Raw genomic sequence first — 22,316 nt, 5'->3', positions numbered from 1 at the left:
GACAAGAAGTATGAATAATGCGCAAAGAAAAGTCGGGTTTATGACCCTGGGCTGTAAGGTCAACACCTATGACAGCGAAGCCATGATGGAGATTTTTGAGACAGCAGGTTATACCATTGTGGATTTTTCTGAGGTTGCCGATGTTTATGTCATCAATACCTGCACCGTGACCCATCTGGGTGATCAAAAATCCCGGAAAATGATGCGAAAAGCCAAGCGGATCAACCCCAATGCGATTATCTGTGCCGTGGGCTGTTACGTGCAGGTGGCACCGGACGAGGTCGAAAAAATAGCCGAAGTGGATCTGATGATTGGCACTAAAAATCGGGGCGATATCCTGGCCTATATTGATGCCCACCTTCAGGATCTCAGCCAGCGGGATTTTGTCTCAGACATTATGGATGAAAAGATTTTTGAACCGCTGATGATTTCCGAGGTCAAGGGTAAAACCCGGGCCTTTATTAAAATCCAGGAAGGCTGCAATCAGTTCTGTACCTATTGTATTGTCCCCTTTGCCAGAGGCCCGGTCAGAAGCCGTAACCAGCAACAGATCATTGACGAGGTGAACCGGGTGGTTGAGATCGGCTATCAGGAAGTAATTCTTTCCGGTATTCACATTGCCTCTTACGGGGTGGATCAATCGGGGACCGACGATGTGCATAAAAAGGACCTGATTGACCTGATCGAAGCCCTCGATGGGATTGAAAAGCTCAAACGGATCCGACTGGGATCGATGGAACCGAAATTTATTACACCTGAGCGGCTTAAGCGGCTGGCCGTGCTGGAAAGCTTTTGTCCCCATTTTCACCTGTCCCTGCAAAGCGGCAGTGATACGGTCCTGAAACGGATGGGTCGCCGTTATACCACGGCTGAATATCGGGAAATTGTCAGCCAGATCCGGGAAGTTTTCCCATTGGCTGCCATCACCACCGATATTATGGTAGGCTTCCCCGGCGAAACCGCTGCGGAATTTCAGGAGACTCTGGACTTTGCCAGGGCGGTCGGCTTTTACCAGATTCACGTATTTAAATATTCCCGGCGATCCGGAACCAAAGCGGCAGCGTTTCCTGATCAGATCGATGAAACCCTTAAAAATTCCCGCAGCCATGAGCTCAGTGAATTGTCTCGGGAATTGGAGCTGGCCTTTATCAAAAAAAACGATGGCCTGATTGCTGAGGTTCTTTTTGAAGCAACCCAGGATGCGGCCGGTTATGAAGGCCATACCAAAAACTATGTGCCGGTTTTTCTCGAGACCGAGGAAAAAATCAATGGCAGAATCATCAGCGTTAGGGTATCATATAGTAATCGATATGCTGACAAGTTAATCGGAGATTCTATAATTTAGGAGGAAGATATGTCCCAAGACTGTATTTTTTGTAAGATCGTCAATAAGGAAATTCCCGCCGATGTGGTTTATGAAGATGACCTGGTCATCGCCTTTAATGATATTGCGCCGCAGGCCCCGGTCCATGTGATCATCATTCCCAAAGAACATTTTGATTCACTGTTATCGGTGCCGGCTGGTAATGATATTATCTGTCATTTACACACAGTGGCCAATCGGATTGCCCTTAAAACAGGGATTGCCGAAACCGGTTTTCGGCTGGTGAATAATTGCGGCAAGGACGGAAATCAAACGGTACCTCATCTTCACTACCATTTATTAGGCGGCCGACCATTATTATGGCCTCCCGGTTGAAAAATAATTGACAGCAATAGAAATAATGCGTATAATATAGTTTGACTCATACCATGTTGATTAACAGTACCGGAAATTAGCAACGGATTAGAGGGGGGGGTTGAAAATGTCTGAAGTAAAAATCAAAGAAAATGAAACACTCGAAAGTGCATTGCGACGTTTTAAAAGAAAAACAGCAATGGCTGGGGTTATGTCTGAAATTCGCAAAAGAGAGCATTATGAAAAGCCAAGCGTAAAGCGAAAAAGAAAATCAGAAGCAGCTAGAAAAAGAAAGATGAAAAAAAGATAGGATGTGACCAATTGGCATTAAAGGATCAATTACAGGCTGACTTAAAAACAGCAATGAAGGAAAAGGATAAGGTTAAGAAATCTACCATTACCATGATTCGGGCGGCTATTTTACAAGTCGAGAAGGATCAGAAAGTGGAACTGGAAGATGACCAGATTCTTGAAATTATTGCAAAACAGCTCAAACAACGTCGGGATGGCCTGGCCGAGTTTGAGAAAGCTCAAAGAGACGATTTAATCCAGCAGGCTCGAGAAGAAATAACAATTATCGAGAGCTACCTTCCTACACAATTAACGGTTGATGAAATCAAAGTAATTGTGGTTGAAACGATTCAAGAAACCGGCGCAGTTGACGCAAAAGACATGGGAAAAATTATGAGTGCCCTGATGCCGAAGATTAAAGGTCGAGCAGACGGAAAGCTTGTTAATCAAGTGGTCAGAGAAAGTCTGGCATAGTAAAAAATATAATACTACACATATAAAGAGGTTTGTCCCTGGGGCAGACTTCTTTTTTTGTCTAAAAACCCAAAACCCAGTAGGTTGGGGGGAGCTACAAGGTATTTTAAGATTGTGGTGATATAATCGCACCAGTGAATAAATTACCGGGAGGATTAAATGGAAAATAACATCAACCTTGAAATTGGACTAACGCAAGTCCAGGTTGAAGAAAGGATAGCGGCCGGAAAGGTTAATATCCAACCCCAATCCAAAACAAAAACCATTGGCAGAATTGTCAAAGATAATAGCTTAACCTTATTTAATATTCTCAACATCATCCTGGCGTTGATGGTTATTTTTGTTCAGTCATTTCAAAATCTGCTGTTTATTAATATCGTTATCATTAATACATTTATTGGCATCGTTCAGGAAATTAAGGCAAAAAAAACCATTGATAAGCTTTCGCTCATTTCTCAACCCCATGTCACCGTTTTGCGGGACGGTAATCCTCAGGAAATCGTTTTTGAAAAAATAGTGTTGGATGATATTTTGATCTTGAAAGCGGGTAAACAGATTCCTTCAGATTCTCAGGTGGTAAAAGGGGATCTGGAAGTCAATGAGTCCCTGCTCACTGGTGAGTCGGATTCGATTATGAAATACGAAGGTGACACCCTGCTTTCCGGCAGCTTTGTGGTATCCGGACAGGCCACCGTTCAGGTGACCCAGGTGGGTCTGGAAAATTATGCCTCGAAGCTGGTTGAAGCCGTCAAGGTCGCCAAAAAACCGAATTCGGAAATTATGAAAGCCCTGGGCTTTATTATGAAAAGCATCAGCATCGTGATTGTCCCGCTCGGTCTGCTGCTGCTTTATAAACAGCTGATTGTTCAGGATTTGCCACTGCAAGCGGGCGTTACCCAAACCGTAGCGGCCCTGATCGGGATGATCCCAGAGGGACTGGTGCTTTTAACCAGTGTGGCCCTGGCCGTCGGCGTAATCCGGCTGGGACGGCATCAGACCCTGGTTCAGGAGCTTTATTGCATTGAGACCCTGGCCCGGGTAGATATGCTCTGTCTGGATAAAACCGGCACCATCACCGAAGGCAATATGGAAGTCTTGTCAATGGAAACCATTTGCCATGACAAAAATCCGGTTCAGGCGATCCGGGCTTTGATTGCCAATCTGAAAGATGACAATGCCACCTTTCGGGCTCTCAGCGAAAGCTGTAAGGGCGAGGCGCCTAAATGGCAATGTGACCGGGTGATTCCATTTTCCTCAGAGCGGAAGTGGAGTGGCGCTTTTTTTGGGGAGCAGGGTACCTTTGTGATTGGGGCTCCGGAATTTATTTTAAAAGATCGCTACGATGAAATTCAGGAAAAAGTTGAACGGTATGCCAGCGAAGGCAATCGGGTTTTAATGTTGGGTTATGCCCCGGAACCATTTAAAGAAGATGGTAGCCTGCCGGACAATATCAGAACCATGGCACTCCTTCCGATGGGCGATAAAATTCGTCAGGAAGCCAAGAAAACCCTGGAGTTTTTTAGAAACCAGGGGGTTGAGATCAAGGTTATTTCCGGAGACAATCCGGTTACGGTATCTCAGGTTGCTCACCGGGCGGGTTTGCTGGACTGGGACAATTTTGTCGATGCCTCTACGCTTACCGAAGATGAGGATGTTCGCAATGCCGCCCAGGCCTATTCCGTTTTTGGCCGGGTTACGCCGGGACAGAAACGGCTTTTGATCGAATCGCTTAAAAGTCAGGGCCATACCGTGGCCATGACCGGGGATGGGGTCAATGATGTATTGGCTTTACGAGAGGCTGACTGCAGTATCGCCATGGCCGAAGGCAGCGACGCCGTGCGTCAGGTTTCCCAGCTGGTCTTGCTGGATTCCAATTTTGCCAGTTTTACCCGGGTTCTGATGGAAGGGCGCCGGGTCATTAATAATATTACCCGGGCGGCCTCGCTGTTTTTGGTGAAGACCATGTTTTCGCTGATGCTGGCCGTTATAGTGATCATTGCCAATGAGGCCTATCCCTTTGTGCCGATTCAATTGACCTTGATCAGTGCGCTGACCATTGGTGCACCGTCTGTCTTTCTGGCCCTGGAACCCAATAAGAACCGGATCACCGGAAATTTTCTGGAAAAGGTCCTGAAGAAATCCCTGCCGGGGGCTTTAACGGTGGTCTTCAATGTGGTGATGATTATGATCATCGGTGCTTATCTGCCTCTGGATCACCAGCAGATCTCAACCCTGGCGGTTATTTCCACCGGTTTGATTGGCTTAGTCATTCTTTTTCGGGTGTGCCAGCCACTGGATAATAAGCGCTGGGCATTATTCTTTGCGATGACCGCTTCGTTCTTATGTTGTGTGTTGTTCCTGGAAGATTTGTTTTTCCTGACACCGATCCAGGATTTTTTGCCTGCAATGTTCATTGTTCTGGGAATTACCATTCTGGATATTTATCCCCTGCTTAGAATTTTCAGTTGGACGGTTAATCTGGCCGAGCGTCTGTTGAACCGCCGGGCAAAAGAAAAAAACACGGCCAAAGCCACCGTTTTGGAAAAATAGCAAGGTTTAAACCCTTTTTCACAAAAGAATCAAAGATTTGATTCTTTTGTGAAAAAAAGACTTGCATTCGAGTATTTGATCGTGCTATAATAAGAAAGTCGTCAAAGATAAACAGTGTCTGAAAGAAAAAAAGACAAAATGTCCTTGACAGCGAGTAGAAAAACATTTATAATAGTCAAGTATTGTATCGAGGTGTAGCGCAGTTTGGTAGCGCACATGGTTTGGGACCATGGGGCCGGAGGTTCGAATCCTCTCACCTCGACCATTTTTTTTAAAAATTACTTGGGGGCCTTTAGCTCAGTTGGTTAGAGCAACCGGCTCATAACCGGTAGGTCCGGGGTTCGAGCCCCTGAAGGCCCACCATATTTTTTTGCTTGAAATTAAAAAAAAAATTATATATGCCCAAATAGCTCAGTCGGTAGAGCAGAGGACTGAAAATCCTCGTGTCGGTGGTTCGATTCCGCCTTTGGGCACCACCACTTAAAAGATGACAGCGAGAGCTGTTTTTTTTATTTTTTGAATTTTTGTTGGGCTTTAAAGGTTTGGTGCTACATTACTAATAAGATGATTATTTTTGAATTTTTTGAATCTTATTCTCAGGCTATGGCAAATCTGGAATCGACGGATATTACCGTGTTATTTGCTGATCCATCCAGCGAAAACGCCTGGATCAATCAAAGTGCCATGGATTATCTGATCCAATTGCGACAAAATCAGAGCAATGATCTAAAGATGATCGATTATCAATGCGGCCTGACCGTGACAAGTGTTGACGAAGGGTCAGATGAGGTGGAAGTGGTGTTGCTGGAAGACCACACCGTCAATTTTGCGTTTATTCCTGATGTCGATTCGTCCAGTTCCGGGATTGCCCACACCTTCTATCTGACCGAAACAGCCGACGGCTATGTGATTACCGAGCACTATAAAGAAGAAGACAGCTTTCTGATGCTGGAGGAAGCAATCGCCGACAGTTATGATGACCCTGAGGACGTGGCCGATGAACTGCTGAGTGATGCATTAGCGGTTATTGAAGAATTATCCTGGGAAAAGGGCGACTTCAATTCAGGTGACTGGGAAAGCTGGGCCGCCGAAACCGATAATGACTATGATGCCGATGCGGCGGTGGACTATGCGATGTCCTGGGTAGATTCGATTGAAGTCGTTCGAAATGATGATTATGGCATTTATGATAGCTACGGTGGCAATTGCAATAACTACATCTCTCAGTGCCTCTGGGCCGGTGGAATCCCCATGGATAGTGATGGTGACAATAATTCCCAATGGAAATGGTACGGCGAAGAAGTCGATCTAGGACGAATCAGACTCGGGTCGGAGTCCGGCCTGGACCGGGGTTGAAGAATTTTACACCTATGCCAGCGAAAATGACGGTTATGGATTGGCGGCGGTTGTTGATGACAATGTTTTTTCCGGATCAATTGGCGATGTCTTACAATATGGACAGAATGGGGATTGGCTCCATTCGGTTATTATTACTGATGTGATTGAAGACAGCGATGGAAATATGGCCGATTATCTGATCAATTCAAATACGACGGATCGCATTAACTACCCGGCCAGTGCCTATGGTTATTCGGAATTACGATTAATTAAAGTTTTGGGTTGGAATGACGGCGAATAGTTGAAGCAATTTTGAGTAACACTACTTTTCTTCCTGATTTATGAAATGAATACCATATGTAGATAAAAAAATCATTAAACATACAAATTACTTGTAAATTATAAAACCATATGGTATCATAATTGTAAATAAATTGTAACGAGGAGGAGAGGCATGGAAAAAACTCAGAATTTTTTTGAAAAAATCCGAGCAAAATTAAAAAAGTACCGATTTAATTGGTCGACCCAACAAGTTGAACATGATGAATTCGTAGAGATTGAACATGTCAATCACGGAGAAACTTTAAACAAAGACAAAAGACAACTATTTAAACTGCGGGGATCCGCAGTGGTAGTCTGTACTTTTTTAGTATTAACAGGGGCCGGCGTGGTAGACGCTCAAACCCGGGCCTATGAGGTTATTTACAAGGGGACCAGTATTGGCTATGTTGACAGTCTGGGCGTGTTGGAAGCGGCTGTAAGCGATGCAAATGAAGGCAAAAGTGGTCGCAGAAACAGAGAAGGCAGTGACTATGAAATACGTTCAGCCCGATCAATTGATTTTTTAACAACTGAAGAAGTTACTCAGGTTATTACGGCGATCAGAACCCAGGAAAAGAATACAGATCCTAATGTTCAGGTGGCCAGAGTTGACAGCGTTCAGCCAACCGTTGGGGCAGCTCCACAAGAGGCTGAGTTGATCGTAACTGATAACGTTCAAACGGCGTCAACTGAGGTAGCAGTTGAAGAAGAACCGATACTCGAACCAGTCATGGGTACCGCCAGTGTGGCAGCAACCCAAACTGCTGAAGCACCGGTAAATACAGTGACAGAAACCCCGGCAGTCGCCGCTGAAGTGCCGGCAGCTGAGGAGCCGGCGGTAGAAACCGACATTGAGGAAGTTCAGGCAGAAGAAATTATCGTTGAAGCCCCGGTCGCAGAAGCCTCAGTAGCCGAAACACCGACAGCAGAAACGCCAATAGCCGAAGCTCCTGTGGTGGAAGCACCGGCAGCCGAACCCCCATTGGTGGAAGCACCGGCAGAACCGCTAGTGGAAGCTCCGGCAATTGAAGTACCCGTGGTGGAAACCCCAGCGTCGGAACCGGTTGTAGAGACCCCACAGGCCCAGTTTATTCTCCCGGCCAGTGGCCGCGTGGGAGAAATCCTCCGGGACTATGATGGCGGATATTACAGCAACCATTATCGGGCGGCAGCGGTTGATATTTTAAACAGTGAAGGAACCTCAGTCAACGCGGCAGCATCGGGAACAGTTACGCTGTCCAGCTGGTATGGCGGCTATGGCAAGTGCGTGATCATTGATCACGGCAATGGCTATTCAACCCTCTACGGACACTTTAGTTCGGTGGATGTATCGGAAGGCCAAACCGTAACCCAGGGTCAGCGGATCGGCGGAATGGGATCCACCGGATCGTCCACCGCTAATCATGTCCATTTTGAAGTACGGGTCAATGATGGGGCCCAGCCGATCAGCAATTACTTCAATATCAGCAGCGGCGACTATATCTAAGCCTGAGACACCGTAAAAAACGGTGTCTTTTTTTGCAAAAAATCTTGCGGAAGTTATATAAATGTGGTATCATTATGTAACAAAAACGTAACGAATAATAACAAGAGGTAAATAAATGGACGAGACTGTAAAGGCAGAAAGAGAAAAACGGCGAATACGACGAAAGCGAAAAAGACAGCGCAGTAGTATTGTCACGATCATGATTTTATTTATTGTAACTTCAGCCGGAGTTGTTGGTGCTCAAACTCAGGGATATGAAGTTTTTTATCATGGCGAAAGTCTTGGCTACGTGCAGTCTTCCGGGGTCTTTAAATCAGCGGTTGAGCGGATTGAAAATGATCTGATGGAATGTTACAATTACGACAATATCCATTTAGGTAATGGGTTTGAACTGATTCCGGCCCGGGTGGAGAATCCCATGGATTTAGCTACCTGCGTTAAGGTGTTAAACAGCAAGGGCATAGAGCTTTATGTAAGTGGCGCAGCTGTTTTGATGGATGGTCAAAAAATCGGGACAGTAACATCATTGGATCAGGCTCAGAGTCTTATTGAAGCTTACCAGAATATCAATAGCAATAAAAACATCAGCGAGTTAAAATGCGTGGAAGTGATGGTACCGCTGTCTGAAACAAAGGACTTTGCGGCCATGCTGTCGGCCTTAAAAGCACGTACAAAATAAAAAAATCGATCAATCACCGGCTTAGGCTGGTGATTTTTTTAGGAGGAAAGAGAGATGGCGGAGATTACCCGGGAAAAAGCGATGGACATGGCGGTAAAGTATCTGTCGTTTAAGTCGCGCACCAGCAGTGAAATGATTGAATATCTGAAGAAAAAAAATATCGATGATAAAATAATCGCTGATGTGATGGAAAAGCTTGGAGAATACCGATATATTGATGATGTGGTTTATTTGAAAAACTATGTCGAAAACAATCGCCATCTGAATTACTATGGCTCCCGGCGGATGAATCAGGATTTGAAAAAACGGGGGATCAGCGATGAGTTGCTGCTTTCGCTGGAAGATCTTTTTTCAAAGGACGACGAATATCAATGCTGTGAGATGGTGGCAAAAAAGAATTTGCGGGTGTTAAAGGGACAAACTTCGGCACAGAAGAAAAAAAAGCTGTATGATAAGCTGGGAAGAATGGGTTATCCCACAGAAATGGTTCTGGAGGTGATCAAAAGCCAGGTTTTGGAAGAAGAACCCCAGGAATTAAGTGAGGATGAATTGGCTTATGAAGAACAGAAACTCAGTGAAAAGTTAAACCGGGATTATGAAAAATATCTGCGCGCCCACAGTAGAAAAGGGGCAGTTGGAAAAGAGCTGATGTTCAAGATTAAGAAGAGCCTGATGGGTCGGGGCTATCCCTATGCGTTGATTAACGAAAAGCTGGAAGCCAAGCGCGAAGAGCTAGACGAGTAGTAGAGATCGGGCGAAAATCGGTGACCAGTTATTAACGCATCTATGTGATCCTCAATACTGCTTGCAGTAAAATAAGAAGGCATGACACCATATCGTAGGGGCGGGTTGTACCCGCCCGAACTATAAAAACATGACAAAAATCAGAGCGGAATAATTTGGCAGGATTCTTACAATCCCAACCGTTTAATCAGATAGGGAATGGCGCGTTCAAAACAGACCCCATAGCGTTTTTCCTGACCCAGTTCCACTGTTTTTAGAATACATTCTCTGGTGTAATCCACAGCAATTTGCGTGGATTCTTTTAAATTAAAGTCGTTTAGCAACCCGGAAAGAAGGGTACTTCCAAAAATATCACCGGTGCCGTGGAAATAATCTGAGACCCGGTCATTGAAGGCATACTCAAAGGTTCTGGTTGCGGTGTCGTAGGTGGCGGCTCCCAGTTGTGAGGGGTCAAATGAAATGCCGGTTACCACTACTTTTTTAGAGCCCAGCTGGGACAGTTTGACTAACAATTCTTCCACATAGTTTTGATCATAATCCTCACCGACATAGGGTTCATCCAGCAGGAAGGCGGCTTCGGTGAGGTTGGGGACAATGATATCGGCTTTGGCACAGAGCTTCGTCATGCCTTTGGCCATTTCCTGGGTATAGATAGAATAAAGTTCGCCGTGATCGGCCATCACCGGATCGACCAGAGTCAACGTTTTTTCTGATTGGAAGGTATCAAAGAGATTGGCAACCAGATCAATCTGTTCAAATGAGCCTAAAAAACCGCTATATAGGGCGTCAAATTCCAGATTAAGAGATTGCCAGTGATCAGAAATGGGACGGATATCAGCAGTTAAATCGCGGTAGGTGAAGTTTTCAAAACCACCGGTATGGGTAGACAGAACGGCGGTTGGCAAGACGCTGGTATCAAAACCGGCGGCTGAGATAATCGGCAGGGCGACAGTCAGGGAACATCGGCCGACGCAGGATATATCGTGAATAGCGGCAACCCGCTTTTGTTTATTTTGCATTTGGATCTCCTTGTTTTAAATTATCTTATTATATGTTAAAATTGAACCTGTAAAAAGCGTCAGTTAATCTAAAAACTATGGGTTCAGACAAGGAGAAGCGATGATTACCATACCATTTAAAAATAAGGGTGCCTTTCTTTATGTAGAAATCTATGAATTTATCAAGCAGGAAATAACCGCGGGCGGTTTGAAATATGGGGAAAAACTCCCTTCTAAGCGGAGTCTGGCCAGTCATCTGGCGGTCAGTGTGAACACGGTGGATGCGGCCTATGGCCAGTTGGTGGCGGAAGGCTACCTTGAGGCTATTCCCAAAAGAGGTTATTTTGTTTGCCAGATTGACACCTATTTATTGACACAAAAGGATCAGGTTCAGGAAAAAAGTATTAAGACGGCAAAGGTGGAAGCGATAAAAATTGATTTTTCACCCAATGCCATCGACCAGCGTATTTTTCCGTACGAAGCCTTCCGCAAAATATTTAAATCAACCTTTAATGAATATGACAGCGATTTATTAAATAAGCCGGATATTCAGGGCGAGCTGGAGTTGCGAAAGGCTCTGGTGGATTTACTGTATCGCTCCCGGGGAGTCCGCTGCACCGAAGAGCAGATCATCATCGGCTCAGGTACAGATCATTTGCTGCAAATTTTGGGACTGCTCTGGGGGCGGAATAAATCGGTGATGCTGGAAAATCCGGTTTATCTTAAAGCCTACAATATTTTTGAAAAAATGGGGAATCCAGTTATTTCTATCGACATTGATGAAAAGGGAATTCAAATTGAACCAATGCAAGGTTATTCGGATGTGGCAGTTTATGTGACCCCATCTCACCAGTTCCCGTTGGGGATGAGCATGCCCATTGACCGGCGGATCCGGTTGTTGAACTTTGCCAATCAGGAGGCAGAGACTTATATTATTGAGGATGATTACGACAGCGAATTCCGTTACAATGAAAAGCCGCTGCCTTCGCTCCAGAGCATTGACAATAATGGCAAGGTAATTTACATCGGTACTTTTTCAAAATCCATCGCTCCATCGTTCCGAATCAGCTATATGGTACTGCCGATCGAATTACTAAGAGCCTATCAGGAAATAGCAGACGCGATCAGTTCACCGGTTTCCAGTCTGGAACAGAAAATGATTGGGGCTTTTATCTCCAACGGAGTTTTTGAAAAACATGTCAATAAAATGCGAAAAATCTATAAAGGAAAACGCATCGTCTTAATGAATGCCCTCAAACAGTGGGGGAATCGGGTCAAAATTACGGGTGAAAATGCCGGCCATCATCTGTTGGTGCAGCTTGATAACGGCCTCACCGAGGAAGCGATGTACAGCCGGGCTCTGGCTCAGGGCGTCCGGGTTTATCCAGTTTCGCCCTACTTTATTCATGGTGTGCCAGAGGCTTATAAAAGCATGGTTTTGCTGGGGTATGGTTCGTTGACTGAGGAACAGATTTACAGTGGTATCGGAATTTTAAAAGCAGCCTGGGAGCTCTGATCGATAGACGTTGTAACAATTAATCGATGCGGTAGTTTGTCGTCTGCTTGAGAGTAAATAAACTGAATATTTACTCTTTTTTTTATTTTGCAAGCGTGGTAAGATCAAATAAAAAAGAGATGGGAGACTGAAAGTGGGAAATAAATGCAAACCTATCGACATAATAAAGATTAGCGGACGGCATAATGTTCGTGGTTTTACATTGATGGAAATAATTGTGGTGATCGCTATATTAGGTGCCCTGGCGGCTTTGGCGATTCCACGGTTTACCGACGTGCTCACAAATTCTCAGAAAAATACCGATCTGGCCAATATCCGCATTGTTGAAAGTGCCATTGAACTGTATGCGGCCGAAAAAGGGAAAATGGATGCAGATGTGGATACTTTTGATGAATTGGTTACTGAATTGTATACGGTCGGCTATTTAAAAAATTCGGAAATCAAGCCAGTTAGTGAGGGAAAAACCTTCAGTTATGATGCCGGGACAAAAAAGATCAGTTTAACACCCTAGTCCGTCGGGATGAAGAGCTCAAGATGAAAACGAGTACATATGTTAAGAAAATTTTGATGATGAATGATCAGTGTTTAAACGGGGAAGCCGGCTACACCTTATTGGAACTGTTGGTATCACTTTCCATTTTATCGCTGCTCACAGTGACTTTACTCAGCACGGGGTTTTCCGACCGGGATGCCTTTAGTGAAACGGCCTATGAAGCCGAATGTGAGAAAATATTATATGCCTTGCTCCAGTATCAAAATGAAGCGATTATGGATGGCTACAAGCGGAAGGTTCGTTTTCAGGATACGGGGATGCAGGTTATCTGGACAATCGATGGGGTGACACATCGGGATTTTATCCCGGTTGAAACCTTGACTTTTAACGGGAATTATACCGGCGAAGTCGATTTAGTGCTTTATGCCCATGGAACCGTGTCCCGGGCTGGAACCGTCAATCTCAACGGCCATAATGGTGTTGTCCGAAAACTTATTGTTCAAGTGGGTAACGGAAGGATTTATTTAGATGAACCATAACGTCAGAGCAGGGCTCAGGCAGATCACCACGTCGCAAAAAGGGTACACCATAATGGAAGCTATTATTGCCATCGCTGTCTGTGGATCTGGTCTGGCGATGATTTTGGGGCTGATTGGAATGGCTATAAAAACAGAGATGGTATCCAAAACTATTTTTGAACAATCCGTCGAGATTAATAGCATCGCCGATGATATTAGTCTGTGTTTAAAGGAAGAATCAGCTCAGAATCTACAGGAAAGAGTGGGTCGGGTTTTAACAAGCAAATACCCGGATTATCAGCTGACCGGGGTAAGACTGGACAGTTTAACCCATTTATATACACTTGAGATTTTACATAAAGACGGAAATAGTGAGGTCAAGCTGTTTCATATTAAGGTGCTTTGGAGGCAGCATGAGTGACTGGCAGATTAGCAAAAAAGATGGGTTTTCCCTGATTGAGATCCTGACCTCGCTGTTGGTTATTTCATTGGTGCTGGTGATGTTATTGTCGGGACTGGTTTATGTGAATACAATCAGCAAAAAGGTCGAGACTAACCAGAAACTGTTTTATTCGGAGCGTTATATTGAACTGTTTTTTCAGAAACAGATTTTAGAATCAGAAAAAATCTATTTTAAAAATAATCGGGTCTATCTACAGGATCTGGAAAACCCGGATCTTTACTATAACTTTTATCAATATAGCAGTGGGTATTTAAGACGCTATAAGGTTAGCAAAAACGGATTAACATTGATCGGTTCTGGAGCTAACAGTCAATTTGCGAACGATATTCAGTCATTTTCGATGACCCTGGGTACCAATCAGGAAATCCTTCTGAAATACAGTCTGGTCGTTGAAGGAACGGTCTATTATCGGGAAATAACAATTTCACACGGAAGAGTGGTAGAATCTGTATGAGAAAGCCGAGCCACAATGAGAATGGTTTTGTTCTGCCGCTGGTGCTGGTCGTCATGGCGATTCTGGCAGCGGGTGCGGGCTATATGTTAACCAGAGGAACAGCCGAGTTGCAGGCAAATACCTTGAATCAGGATTATCAGTTATGCATCCTGACGGGGAAAAATGCCATGGCTGTTCTGCAGGCAGAGATTGAGGAAGACGTCAATTATTCAGGCACCAACGGTAAGGTATCCGATGAAAACGGCGGCTTATATGAGATATGGATATTTAAAACATCGGAAAAGCTACGATATATGGAAGTAAAAAGTGAATATCATGCTTATCAAAAAAAGTTTTGCGGTGAAATAGAACTGATACCTGATGCGACAGCAGCGCCGTCGGGTCAGATTGTTAAGTTTAATTGGAAGATGTTGGGGGGAGTATAATCCTTTGAAAAAGCGAAAAAAGCTCTGGATTGTCGATTTTGGGGAAGCGTTAACAAAAATAGTCGTCAGTGCCATAACTGAAACTGGTCAGATACAGATCAAGGACATACGCATTGAAAAAACACCGGATTTGGTTTGGGGGGAAGGCGATCCTGAAAATAAGCTGAAAGTTGGTGGTTTTTTGCGGGCGCTTTTAAAAGGATATCGCCGCAAAGATGAAGTGATGTTGTTGATTAATCATAAAGAAATGATGGTGGCAGCATTTACCTTTCCAATGATGACACTTACCGAGGTGGAAGATGCGGTTTACTGGCAGATGCAATTGCTTACGGCTGAAAACCTGGAACACTGGCGGATCGATTTTGTCGCTCGGGAGCATACCGAGTGGTTTGAATGTCTGGGGATGGATGAGAAAAAACTGGATGTACTGGGAGTTGGGGTTGAAAAGGAGCGGCTTAGCTGGTATTCCCGGATTTTTAAGAAATCAGGTTGTAGTTTACAATTCATTGTTCCTCAGTTCTATACCTTTGCCAGTCTCGTGAATCTGGAAGTGAAGCAAGCGACGCTGATGATTGATATGGGAAAAACCTGCACCCGCCTTTTTTATTACTATGGCGATTCGCTGATTGAAAATCATCGGCTCGAGCTGGAAAATGGCTGGGATGGGGAAATATATTTACAGCAAATTATAAAAGCAGCTGAGCAGATTTTCATGTCCCCGTTAAAGGGGGAAATAGCCGGAAAAACAGGAAATATTTATCTGATGGGGGGAGAAAGTCTGCATGCTGGTGTTCTGGAGTATTTGACGAAATGGATGCCCAAAGAAATCCAGCCAAGCTATTCACTTTTTGATGAAAAGGAGGAACTGATTTTTTCCAGACAAATGTCAAAAGCTGAGCTTTGTTTACTTACACCCTGCCTGTGTGGATTGATCAAATGGGTTCAAGTTGATCGGACAGGTGGGTTGTATGAAGCATGAAATGAATTTACTGCCAATTTATCCAGAGCCAAAGAAACGGGAAAAATTGCCCAGAAGAAAAGGAGCAGTTGTTTTTGGTGTGCTTTTTTTAGGTGTGCTGATAACATATGGGCTATTGTTTTGGGGGGATCTGTGCTGTCGGAATGAGATCAAACAGATGGAAGCGAACATTGCAATTAAATCGGATTATCAAGTAATTTATGCCAATCTTTCGCATCAAAAAGAGTTGTTGGAACATCGCCAGCTTATCTTGGCATCGATCAGTAATGGACGAGAACTGCCACTACAAACAATGGTCGAAATAAACAAGGTACTGCCAGTTGGGGTTCAACTTTCAAACTATGATTTTCAGGATGGCCGGTTGATTATTTCGGGCGAAACGCAAAAGAAAGATGCGATTATAGAGTTCAAAGAAAAGCTCTCCGATCTGGACGTTTTCCCGGTGATTAATATGGTAAATACCAATAAGAAAGAGGAAACATTGGCCGATAACAAAAAAGTGAGTGGGGAAGAAACATGGGAATTTTCTTTTGATATTCAAGTGACAGAGGTATAGACGGTGAACAGAAAAAATATTGAGCAGTTTGATGAAAAAGCCATCAGAACCCCGGAGCATCAACGCAGAAATAAAAAAATTAGGATTGAAAAGGGAATTGTAGCGGCGGCTATAATTGTCATCCTGATGGCTTTATTGGTGATCCCTAAATATGAAGCCTATCGTGAAAACAAATTGATTCTGGCAGAAAAAGAAAACTATAATTCTGGTTTGCCGGATGAAATGACCGAGGAAAGCTATATAAAACAACTTGAAATAATCGGCGAGCAATTGAATGAAACCCGGACTAATCTGCCAGAAAGTTTGGATACGGTCAGACTATATGAGTCAGTGGCAAAAATGGCTGAATCAGCAAAGGTCAGCCTGACTTCACTGGAGTTTGGACTGCCCAAGATTGAGATCGATGATCAGTTGGGCATGAAGATCGACAAGGACTTTATGGAAAATGAAGAAAAAATAATCGTCGGCCCCGATAGCAGATTTTTAACGACTTGTGAATTTGTAGTGGTTTGTTCCGGAAATGATGACACATTTATGGCCTTTCTCACTGAATTAAACCAGGGTTCACCGGTTATTCGTATCATCAGTTATGAAATCGAAGCAGGATCGGCTGACGAAAAACAGATGTGCCTGAAACTGGAAAGTTATGCGGTGCAGGAAGCTGATCTGGAAACGAGGATAACAGAAGCGGTAGATTAACAGGGCGACACGTTGGCACTATAAATCGGGCAATCTAAAAGTAATTGTCTTATAAATGATAGAGCCACTTGTTTGCGAAAACAGGTGGCTCGTGTTAATTCAGACGTTATCAATAATCTCAGCGAGACTGGATTGAATAGCTAAAAACATGCGGTGGAGGTCGTTGATCTCCTGGTTCGAGAATCCGTCCAGTGACTTGTTAAAAGGTTCGAACAGATTGGTATGAGCATTTTCCAGCTGATCAAAAATAGATTGACCATCCGGAGTTAGGGTAAAAACCACTTCCCGGACGTTGATCGGGGATTTTTCTTTTCCAATCAGTTCTTTTTCCAACAGTTTAGAGGTACACTTTGAAATGGCGCTTTTTGAAATGCCCAATTTACTAGCTAACTGGGTCAGATTGATACCGGAAAATTGTCCGATCATATCAAGCGCTTTCAGTTCAGAAGGATATAAAGAATAGGTTGCTTCATTAACGGTATAGGCTTGGGGCAAAACAAGAATATTCTGATAAAGAACCGCAGAATCAATCATCAGTTTTTTGAGAGCAGCATGATCAACCATTGAATCAGGCGGGACCGAATTTGATATGACAGATTTTTCTTTTTTAGGTATTGACCCTACTTTTTTTTCTTCAGCAGCACTTTTCTTTTTGGTCTCTTTTTTCGAATCTTTAACTTCTTTGATATCCAGTTTCTTATTCTTCTTCTCTTTTTTCAAAATGACACTCCTTTCAATACAAACTTCCATTTAACAGGGTGAAAAATCAGGTTCACCTCGGTTACATAATAATAATACCGAATTTACCGGTTTATTGCAATAAAAACATGGCTCAGGTTGCCGATTTATTCAACTTTTTTTAGATTGCATTTTAACTGTTTTTTAGTTAAAATATTAATGTGGGTAGGACTGTTTATCTTAACGGTGCTAAACCAGATTAGAAATAGGAGGAAGAGAATGAAAAAAAGATTGGGAGTATTGATGCTTGCACTGGTTTTAGTGGTTGTAAGCGTTGCAGGATGTAGTTCGGGAACGACATCTAAAGAAGATGAGGTTACCAAGGTTGGTTTTATTTATGTAGGACCGGCAGATGATGGTGGCTGGTCACAAGCTCATGACAATGGTCGGGCAAAAATGGTTGAAAACATGGGTGGTAAAGTCGAAACCATCGTTAAAGAAAATGTACCTGAAGAAAAAAGTGCTGTTGTTTCAACCATTAGAGATATGGTTGACCAGGGATGTACCATTATTTACGGAACCAGCTATGGATTCATGGATGGAATGGTCGAAGCTGCTGAAGAATTCCCGGATGTTAAATTTGAGCATTGTTCAGGTTACATGACTGCCGATAATTTAGGAACTTACTTTGGAAAAATTGAAGAACCCCGATACCTTTCTGGTATCGTTGCTGGTTTAACAACCAAAACAAATAAAATAGCTTATGTTGCAGCAATGCCGATTCCAGAAGTAATTCGCGGAATCAATGCTTTTGCGTTGGGTGTAAAATCGGTAAATCCGGCAGCAACCGTTAATGTTTCCTGGACCAATACCTGGTATGATCCAACCGTTGAAAAAGCAGCGGCTGAAGCGCTGATCCAACAAGGTTGTGATGTTACAGCTCAGCACCAGGATTCAACAGCAACCATGGAAGCCGCTAAAGAAGCTGGTAAATTATCGATCGGTTATGACTTAAGCGCGGCAACAACCATGCCAGAAGTTTATATGACTGCCCCACTTTGGGATTTCGGTGGTTACTACACCGATTCGGTTCAATCAGTAATTGATGGAACCTGGAAATCACAACAATACTGGGGTGGCATGAATGACGGGATTGTTTTACTGGATGATCTGACAGCTCTTGCACCTGGAACCGCTCAGGGTCAAGTTGATACCGCCACTGAAGCGATCAAATCTGGACAGCTAAATATCTTCACAGGAGAATTGAAAGATCAGACTGGTGCAGTTAAAGTAACAGCCGGAACTAAAATGACCGATGAAGCACTGTTAAGCATGGACTGGTTTGTTGATAATGTCGTAGGTAGTTTAAAATAGTACAAATAGTATAACGGACAGAGCCTCTGGCTCTGTCCGCTATTTTTAGTAAAGGTGAAAACATGAACAATGATTATGTCGTTAAAATGGAGAACATCACAAAGGTTTTTGGCAAGGTCAAAGCCCTGGATCATGTGGAATTTTCATTAAAAAAGGGAGAAGTGCACGCCATATTGGGGGAGAACGGAGCTGGCAAAAGTTCACTGATGAATGTTCTAAATGGCATTTATATGCCGGATGAAGGTCATATCGAAGTGAAGGGACAGCTTGTCAATATCAGTTCCCCCAAGATTGCGCTGGATTTGGGTATTGGGATGTTACCGCAGCACTACAAACTGGTCGATGTTTTTTCAGCCATGGAAAACGTTGCTGCCGGCAGTCGTAAAACGACCCCTTTTTTAAACAAGAAAAAGATTTTAGATGAGATGGGGAAATTGATTGATCAATTGGGAATGGATATTAATCCCAATAAAAAGGTCTACGAAATGTCAGTCGCCGAGAAGCAGAGTCTGGAAATTTTCAAAGTTCTCTATCGTGGCGCTGATATTTTAATATTGGATGAACCCACAGCGGTACTGACTCCTCAGGAAATTAAGAATCTCTTTGAAATCGTCAAAAAAATGGTGGCAACGGGTTGTTCGGTGATTATTATTACCCATAAACTGGAAGAAGTTATGGAAATCAGTGACCGGATTACGATTATGCGAAAAGGAACCACCATTCAGACAGTGAACAAAGCAGAAACCACCCCCCAGGAATTGGCCGGGATGATGGTTGGCGATGTGATGGAACTTAATGTTCCCTATGTTCCGATGGAGCGGGGCGGGAAATGTCTGGAGGTTAAAGACATCACCGCCGTTGACCGAAACAAAGTCCATATTCTGGATCATGTCAGTTTTGATCTCTATGCCGGGGAAATTCTTGGCGTCGCCGGTATTGCCGGCAGCGGCCAGAAAGAATTGTGCGAAGGTATTGCCGGACTTTACCACCTCAAATCGGGAGAAATTATTTTTGAAGGTGAAAATATCGTTGGCAAGAATCCTGAAAAAATCAGTCAGATGGGGATCAGCCTGAGCTTTGTCCCGGAGGACCGTTTGGGGATGGGTCTGGTTTCCTCCATGGATATTATTGATAATGTCTTATTAAAAGATTACCGTAATAAAAAAGGCATGGGCATTTCCCGGGAGGTTTCGAGGGATAAGGCGGAAGCCCTGGTTGAACGGCTTAATGTCTCCACGCCGGCGATTGAAAATCATGCGGTCAGTTTGCTTTCCGGTGGTAATATTCAAAAGGTATTGCTGGGCCGGGAAATTGAACTGGAACCGAAACTGCTGGTGACCGCTTACGCCACCAGAGGCCTGGATGTGGGATCTTCCCAGATTATCTACGAATTGCTGAATGAACAAAAAGTAAAAATGAAACCGATCATGTATGTGGGTGAAGATCTGGATGTACTGATGAGTCTTTGCGACCGTATTATGGTTTTGTGTGAAGGTCGGGTAACGGGGATTGTGGATCCCCGAAAAACCACTAAAGAAGCCATTGGATTGATGATGTCCGGGGTAATGAATGAAGGAGAAGAAGCATGCTCCATATCGTAAAAAAAGATGTCCCCAAAACACGGGAGAAATTTGTTGTTCGTCTTGCGGCTGTATTGGCAGCGTTAGCAGTGGCATCGATCATTGTGCTGGTAGCCGGTGCTAATCCGATTGAATTATATATTGGTATTGTCCAGGGCTGCTTTGGTTCGCTGTACCGCTTTGCGGCGACAATCGAAAAAATGGTACCTTTGCTGGTATTGTCTTTGGGGGTCATGGTAGCCTTTAAAATGCGTTTCTGGAATATTGGCGCCGAAGGGCAGTTCCTGATGGGGGCTGTGGGAACCACCCTGGTCGTACGGCTACTGCCGGATTTGCCGCTGCCGATCATGTTAATACTGATGATTGTGGTGTCTTTTGCATTCGGTGCTGTCTGGCTGATGATCCCGGCCTTTTTTAAGGCCCGTTTCGGGACCAATGAAACCCTGTTTACGCTGATGCTAAACTACATCGCCTTGACATTGGTAACGGCTTTGCAATATGATTTCTGGAAGGATCCGGCTGCCAATGGTATGCCGAAAATTGCCAATCTTCCGGAAAATGCCTTACTTCCGAGTGCGGGTGGCTTTAATTTAAGTATTCTGATGGCGGTTATTATTGTTATGGTAATGTATTATTTTATGAATCGATCAAAAATCGGTTTTGAAATTGCAGTCTTGGGCGAAAGTGAAAATACCGCCCGATACATTGGGATTAATGTTACCAAAACAATTATTATTGCGGCACTTGTCAGCGGTGGCTTATGTGGAGTGGTGGGGATGATGCAGACCACCGGTGTCAGTGGCGCACTGTCAACTGAAATTACCGGGGGATTGGGCTTCACCGCCATTATCGTGGCCTGGCTTTCGGGACTCAAGGTGCCGTTTGTAGTAGTCAATTCCTTTGCCTTTGCGGTGTTATTGCAGGGGGCTTCTTATATTCAAACCGCGTTCCAGATTCCCGGCTCAGTGGCCGAAATGATCCAGGCGATTATTCTGTTCTTTATCCTGGGCAGTGAATTTGTCTTGCAGTACCGGTTTGTTTCTGATAAAACGAAAAGTGAGGTTGCATAAATGGAATTTGTTTTTTTCTTGGCAGCGGCGGTTAAAGCCGGAACCTGCTTGCTTTATGCGACTCTGGGTGAAATTATTTCTGAAAAAGTCGGGCACCTCAATCTGGGGGTGGAAGGGATGATGCAGATGGGCGCAGTTGTCGGTTTTATCGCCGGGTTTACCTTTGGTAATCCCTATGCCGCCGTTCTCTGTGCTGCCATTGCTGGTGCCGCCGGCGCTTTGATTTATGGGTTTCTGACCATCAGTTTAAAAGCTAATCAGGTTGTGACCGGGTTGACCCTCAGTATTTTTGGGGTGGGTTTTGCTGCGTTCTTTGGTAAGAACTTTGTTGGGAAGAAAGTTCCAGAAGCGATTACAACCTTTTTTGCCCCGATCAAGTTACCGGTGTTGGGAGATATCCCGTACATTGGTCAGATCTTTTTTAACCAGAGCATCTATGTTTATTTTTCTTATTTTCTGGTGATTGCCATTTATATCTATCTCTACAAAACCAAGTGGGGCTTAAATACCCGGATGGTCGGAGAAAATCCGGTGGCGGCCGATGCCAGCGGAATTCCGGTCGATAAGTATAAATATTTAAACATCGCTCTATGTGGGGCGCTGTGTGGGCTGGGTGGTGCCTTTTTATCGCTGGTTTACATCAGTATTTATCCGGTTAATGTGGTCAGTGGCCGGGGCTGGATTGCGGTGGCATTGGTAATCTTCGCGATGTGGAATCCGGGCAAAGCCTTATTGGGAGCCTACTTCTTTGGTGCCCTGGATATTGCCAGTTTCTGGCTCCAGCAATACACCCTGCCGGTTTCCATTTACCTGTTCACCGCCCTGCCGTATCTGGCAACAGTTTTCGTATTGATCTTTACATCGATGCGCAAGAGCAGCAACAAAAAAGAACCGGCCTGGCTGGGTAAAAACTATTTCAAAGAAGACCGATAAGCAGTAAAGACCGTCTTAT

24 protein-coding genes, 3 tRNA genes and 1 pseudogene are annotated in these 22,316 nt (G+C 44.1%); 26 read left to right on the top strand and 2 right to left on the bottom strand.

Annotated elements, in window-relative coordinates:
• Positions 1-10 precede the first annotated feature (10 nt).
• The 13 genes and pseudogenes from mtaB (at position 11) to ABGU93_RS04700 (ending at position 9,561) form a co-directional block, all read left to right on the top strand.
• Complete coding sequence (mtaB, locus tag ABGU93_RS04760) at positions 11-1,345, top strand: tRNA (N(6)-L-threonylcarbamoyladenosine(37)-C(2))-methylthiotransferase MtaB (protein ID WP_347412342.1); 1,335 nt, start codon at positions 11-13, stop codon at positions 1,343-1,345.
• A gap of 9 nt (positions 1,346-1,354) precedes the next feature.
• Positions 1,355-1,699 carry a histidine triad nucleotide-binding protein gene (locus ABGU93_RS04755; protein WP_347412341.1) on the top strand — a complete coding sequence of 115 codons (345 nt, stop codon included), beginning with the start codon at positions 1,355-1,357 and terminating at the stop codon, positions 1,697-1,699.
• Positions 1,700-1,805: 106 nt separating this feature from the next.
• The gene (rpsU, locus tag ABGU93_RS04750) at positions 1,806-1,988 is read left to right on the top strand and encodes a 30S ribosomal protein S21 (RefSeq protein WP_013379247.1); all 183 of its coding nucleotides are present in this window, start codon (positions 1,806-1,808) and stop codon (positions 1,986-1,988) included.
• A gap of 11 nt (positions 1,989-1,999) precedes the next feature.
• The gene (locus ABGU93_RS04745) at positions 2,000-2,443 is read left to right on the top strand and encodes a GatB/YqeY domain-containing protein (protein ID WP_347412340.1); all 444 of its coding nucleotides are present in this window, start codon (positions 2,000-2,002) and stop codon (positions 2,441-2,443) included.
• A gap of 159 nt (positions 2,444-2,602) precedes the next feature.
• Positions 2,603-4,993, top strand: coding sequence for a cation-translocating P-type ATPase (locus ABGU93_RS04740; RefSeq protein ID WP_347412339.1), 2,391 nt, complete (start codon positions 2,603-2,605; stop codon positions 4,991-4,993).
• 188 nt (positions 4,994-5,181) lie between these two features.
• Positions 5,182-5,258, top strand: a tRNA-Pro gene (locus ABGU93_RS04735).
• A 21-nt stretch (positions 5,259-5,279) separates the two neighbouring features.
• A tRNA-Ile gene (locus ABGU93_RS04730) sits at positions 5,280-5,356 on the top strand.
• 37 nt (positions 5,357-5,393) lie between these two features.
• Positions 5,394-5,469: transfer RNA gene (locus ABGU93_RS04725), tRNA-Phe, on the top strand.
• 88 nt (positions 5,470-5,557) lie between these two features.
• Positions 5,558-6,349 carry an amidase domain-containing protein gene (locus ABGU93_RS04720; RefSeq protein WP_347412338.1) on the top strand — a complete coding sequence of 264 codons (792 nt, stop codon included), beginning with the start codon at positions 5,558-5,560 and terminating at the stop codon, positions 6,347-6,349.
• A 22-nt stretch (positions 6,350-6,371) separates the two neighbouring features.
• Positions 6,372-6,632: pseudogene (locus ABGU93_RS04715) on the top strand (amidase domain-containing protein); the annotation flags it as partial.
• Positions 6,633-6,785: 153 nt separating this feature from the next.
• Positions 6,786-8,138, top strand: a complete 1,353-nt coding sequence (locus tag ABGU93_RS04710) for a peptidoglycan DD-metalloendopeptidase family protein (RefSeq protein WP_347412337.1) — start codon at positions 6,786-6,788, stop codon at positions 8,136-8,138.
• 115 nt (positions 8,139-8,253) lie between these two features.
• Complete coding sequence (locus ABGU93_RS04705) at positions 8,254-8,817, top strand: hypothetical protein (protein ID WP_347412336.1); 564 nt, start codon at positions 8,254-8,256, stop codon at positions 8,815-8,817.
• A gap of 54 nt (positions 8,818-8,871) precedes the next feature.
• Positions 8,872-9,561 (top strand): RecX family transcriptional regulator, encoded by a 690-nt coding sequence (locus ABGU93_RS04700; protein ID WP_347412335.1) that lies wholly within the window; start codon positions 8,872-8,874, stop codon positions 9,559-9,561.
• A 167-nt stretch (positions 9,562-9,728) separates the two neighbouring features.
• On the opposite strand, the gene ABGU93_RS04695 is transcribed toward ABGU93_RS04700, so the two are convergent.
• Positions 9,729-10,580 (bottom strand): pyridoxamine kinase, encoded by an 852-nt coding sequence (locus tag ABGU93_RS04695; RefSeq protein ID WP_347412334.1) that lies wholly within the window; start codon positions 10,578-10,580, stop codon positions 9,729-9,731.
• Between the two features lie 100 nt (positions 10,581-10,680).
• On the opposite strand from ABGU93_RS04695, the gene ABGU93_RS04690 reads away from it, so the two are divergent.
• The 9 genes from ABGU93_RS04690 to ABGU93_RS04650 all read left to right on the top strand — a co-directional run bounded on the left by ABGU93_RS04690 (position 10,681) and on the right by ABGU93_RS04650 (position 16,662).
• Positions 10,681-12,075 (top strand): PLP-dependent aminotransferase family protein, encoded by a 1,395-nt coding sequence (locus ABGU93_RS04690; protein ID WP_347412333.1) that lies wholly within the window; start codon positions 10,681-10,683, stop codon positions 12,073-12,075.
• A gap of 133 nt (positions 12,076-12,208) precedes the next feature.
• Complete coding sequence (locus tag ABGU93_RS04685; RefSeq protein WP_347412332.1) at positions 12,209-12,586, top strand: prepilin-type N-terminal cleavage/methylation domain-containing protein; 378 nt, start codon at positions 12,209-12,211, stop codon at positions 12,584-12,586.
• Positions 12,587-12,609: 23 nt separating this feature from the next.
• Positions 12,610-13,107 (top strand): prepilin-type N-terminal cleavage/methylation domain-containing protein, encoded by a 498-nt coding sequence (locus ABGU93_RS04680; RefSeq protein ID WP_347412331.1) that lies wholly within the window; start codon positions 12,610-12,612, stop codon positions 13,105-13,107.
• Positions 13,097-13,507 carry a hypothetical protein gene (locus ABGU93_RS04675; protein ID WP_347412330.1) on the top strand — a complete coding sequence of 137 codons (411 nt, stop codon included), beginning with the start codon at positions 13,097-13,099 and terminating at the stop codon, positions 13,505-13,507. The genes ABGU93_RS04680 and ABGU93_RS04675 overlap by 11 nt, the downstream gene beginning before the upstream one ends.
• Complete coding sequence (locus ABGU93_RS04670) at positions 13,500-14,003, top strand: type II secretion system protein (protein ID WP_347412329.1); 504 nt, start codon at positions 13,500-13,502, stop codon at positions 14,001-14,003. The genes ABGU93_RS04675 and ABGU93_RS04670 overlap by 8 nt, the downstream gene beginning before the upstream one ends.
• Positions 14,000-14,428, top strand: a complete 429-nt coding sequence (locus ABGU93_RS04665) for a hypothetical protein (RefSeq protein WP_347412328.1) — start codon at positions 14,000-14,002, stop codon at positions 14,426-14,428. Before ABGU93_RS04670 ends, ABGU93_RS04665 begins: the two co-directional genes overlap by 4 nt.
• A 4-nt stretch (positions 14,429-14,432) precedes the next feature.
• On the top strand, positions 14,433-15,407 hold the full coding sequence (locus ABGU93_RS04660; protein WP_347412327.1) for a hypothetical protein: 975 nt from the start codon (positions 14,433-14,435) through the stop codon (positions 15,405-15,407).
• Entirely contained in the window at positions 15,397-15,963 is a 567-nt protein-coding gene (locus ABGU93_RS04655) for a PilN domain-containing protein (protein ID WP_347412326.1), read from the top strand. The genes ABGU93_RS04660 and ABGU93_RS04655 overlap by 11 nt, the downstream gene beginning before the upstream one ends.
• Before the next feature lie 3 nt (positions 15,964-15,966).
• Positions 15,967-16,662, top strand: coding sequence for a hypothetical protein (locus ABGU93_RS04650; RefSeq protein ID WP_347412325.1), 696 nt, complete (start codon positions 15,967-15,969; stop codon positions 16,660-16,662).
• Between the two features lie 99 nt (positions 16,663-16,761).
• On the opposite strand, the gene ABGU93_RS04645 is transcribed toward ABGU93_RS04650, so the two are convergent.
• Entirely contained in the window at positions 16,762-17,382 is a 621-nt protein-coding gene (locus ABGU93_RS04645; protein WP_347412324.1) for a MarR family transcriptional regulator, read from the bottom strand.
• A gap of 237 nt (positions 17,383-17,619) precedes the next feature.
• On the opposite strand from ABGU93_RS04645, the gene ABGU93_RS04640 reads away from it, so the two are divergent.
• From ABGU93_RS04640 to ABGU93_RS04625, 4 genes are all read left to right on the top strand, one after another.
• Positions 17,620-18,714: a BMP family ABC transporter substrate-binding protein gene (locus ABGU93_RS04640; RefSeq protein WP_347412323.1), complete on the top strand. Its 1,095-nt coding sequence runs from the start codon at positions 17,620-17,622 to the stop codon at positions 18,712-18,714.
• A gap of 62 nt (positions 18,715-18,776) precedes the next feature.
• Positions 18,777-20,315 carry an ABC transporter ATP-binding protein gene (locus tag ABGU93_RS04635; protein ID WP_347412322.1) on the top strand — a complete coding sequence of 513 codons (1,539 nt, stop codon included), beginning with the start codon at positions 18,777-18,779 and terminating at the stop codon, positions 20,313-20,315.
• On the top strand, positions 20,300-21,364 hold the full coding sequence (locus tag ABGU93_RS04630; RefSeq protein ID WP_347412321.1) for an ABC transporter permease: 1,065 nt from the start codon (positions 20,300-20,302) through the stop codon (positions 21,362-21,364). Before ABGU93_RS04635 ends, ABGU93_RS04630 begins: the two co-directional genes overlap by 16 nt.
• Positions 21,365-22,297 carry an ABC transporter permease gene (locus tag ABGU93_RS04625; RefSeq protein WP_347412320.1) on the top strand — a complete coding sequence of 311 codons (933 nt, stop codon included), beginning with the start codon at positions 21,365-21,367 and terminating at the stop codon, positions 22,295-22,297.
• The last annotated feature ends 19 nt before the right edge of the window (positions 22,298-22,316 follow it).

The organism is Acetobacterium sp., from assembly GCF_039830195.1.
Classification (GTDB): domain Bacteria; phylum Bacillota; class Clostridia; order Eubacteriales; family Eubacteriaceae; genus Acetobacterium.
The sequence above is the reverse complement of the archived record's forward strand: the minus strand, read 5'-3'. Positions and strand labels throughout refer to the sequence as shown.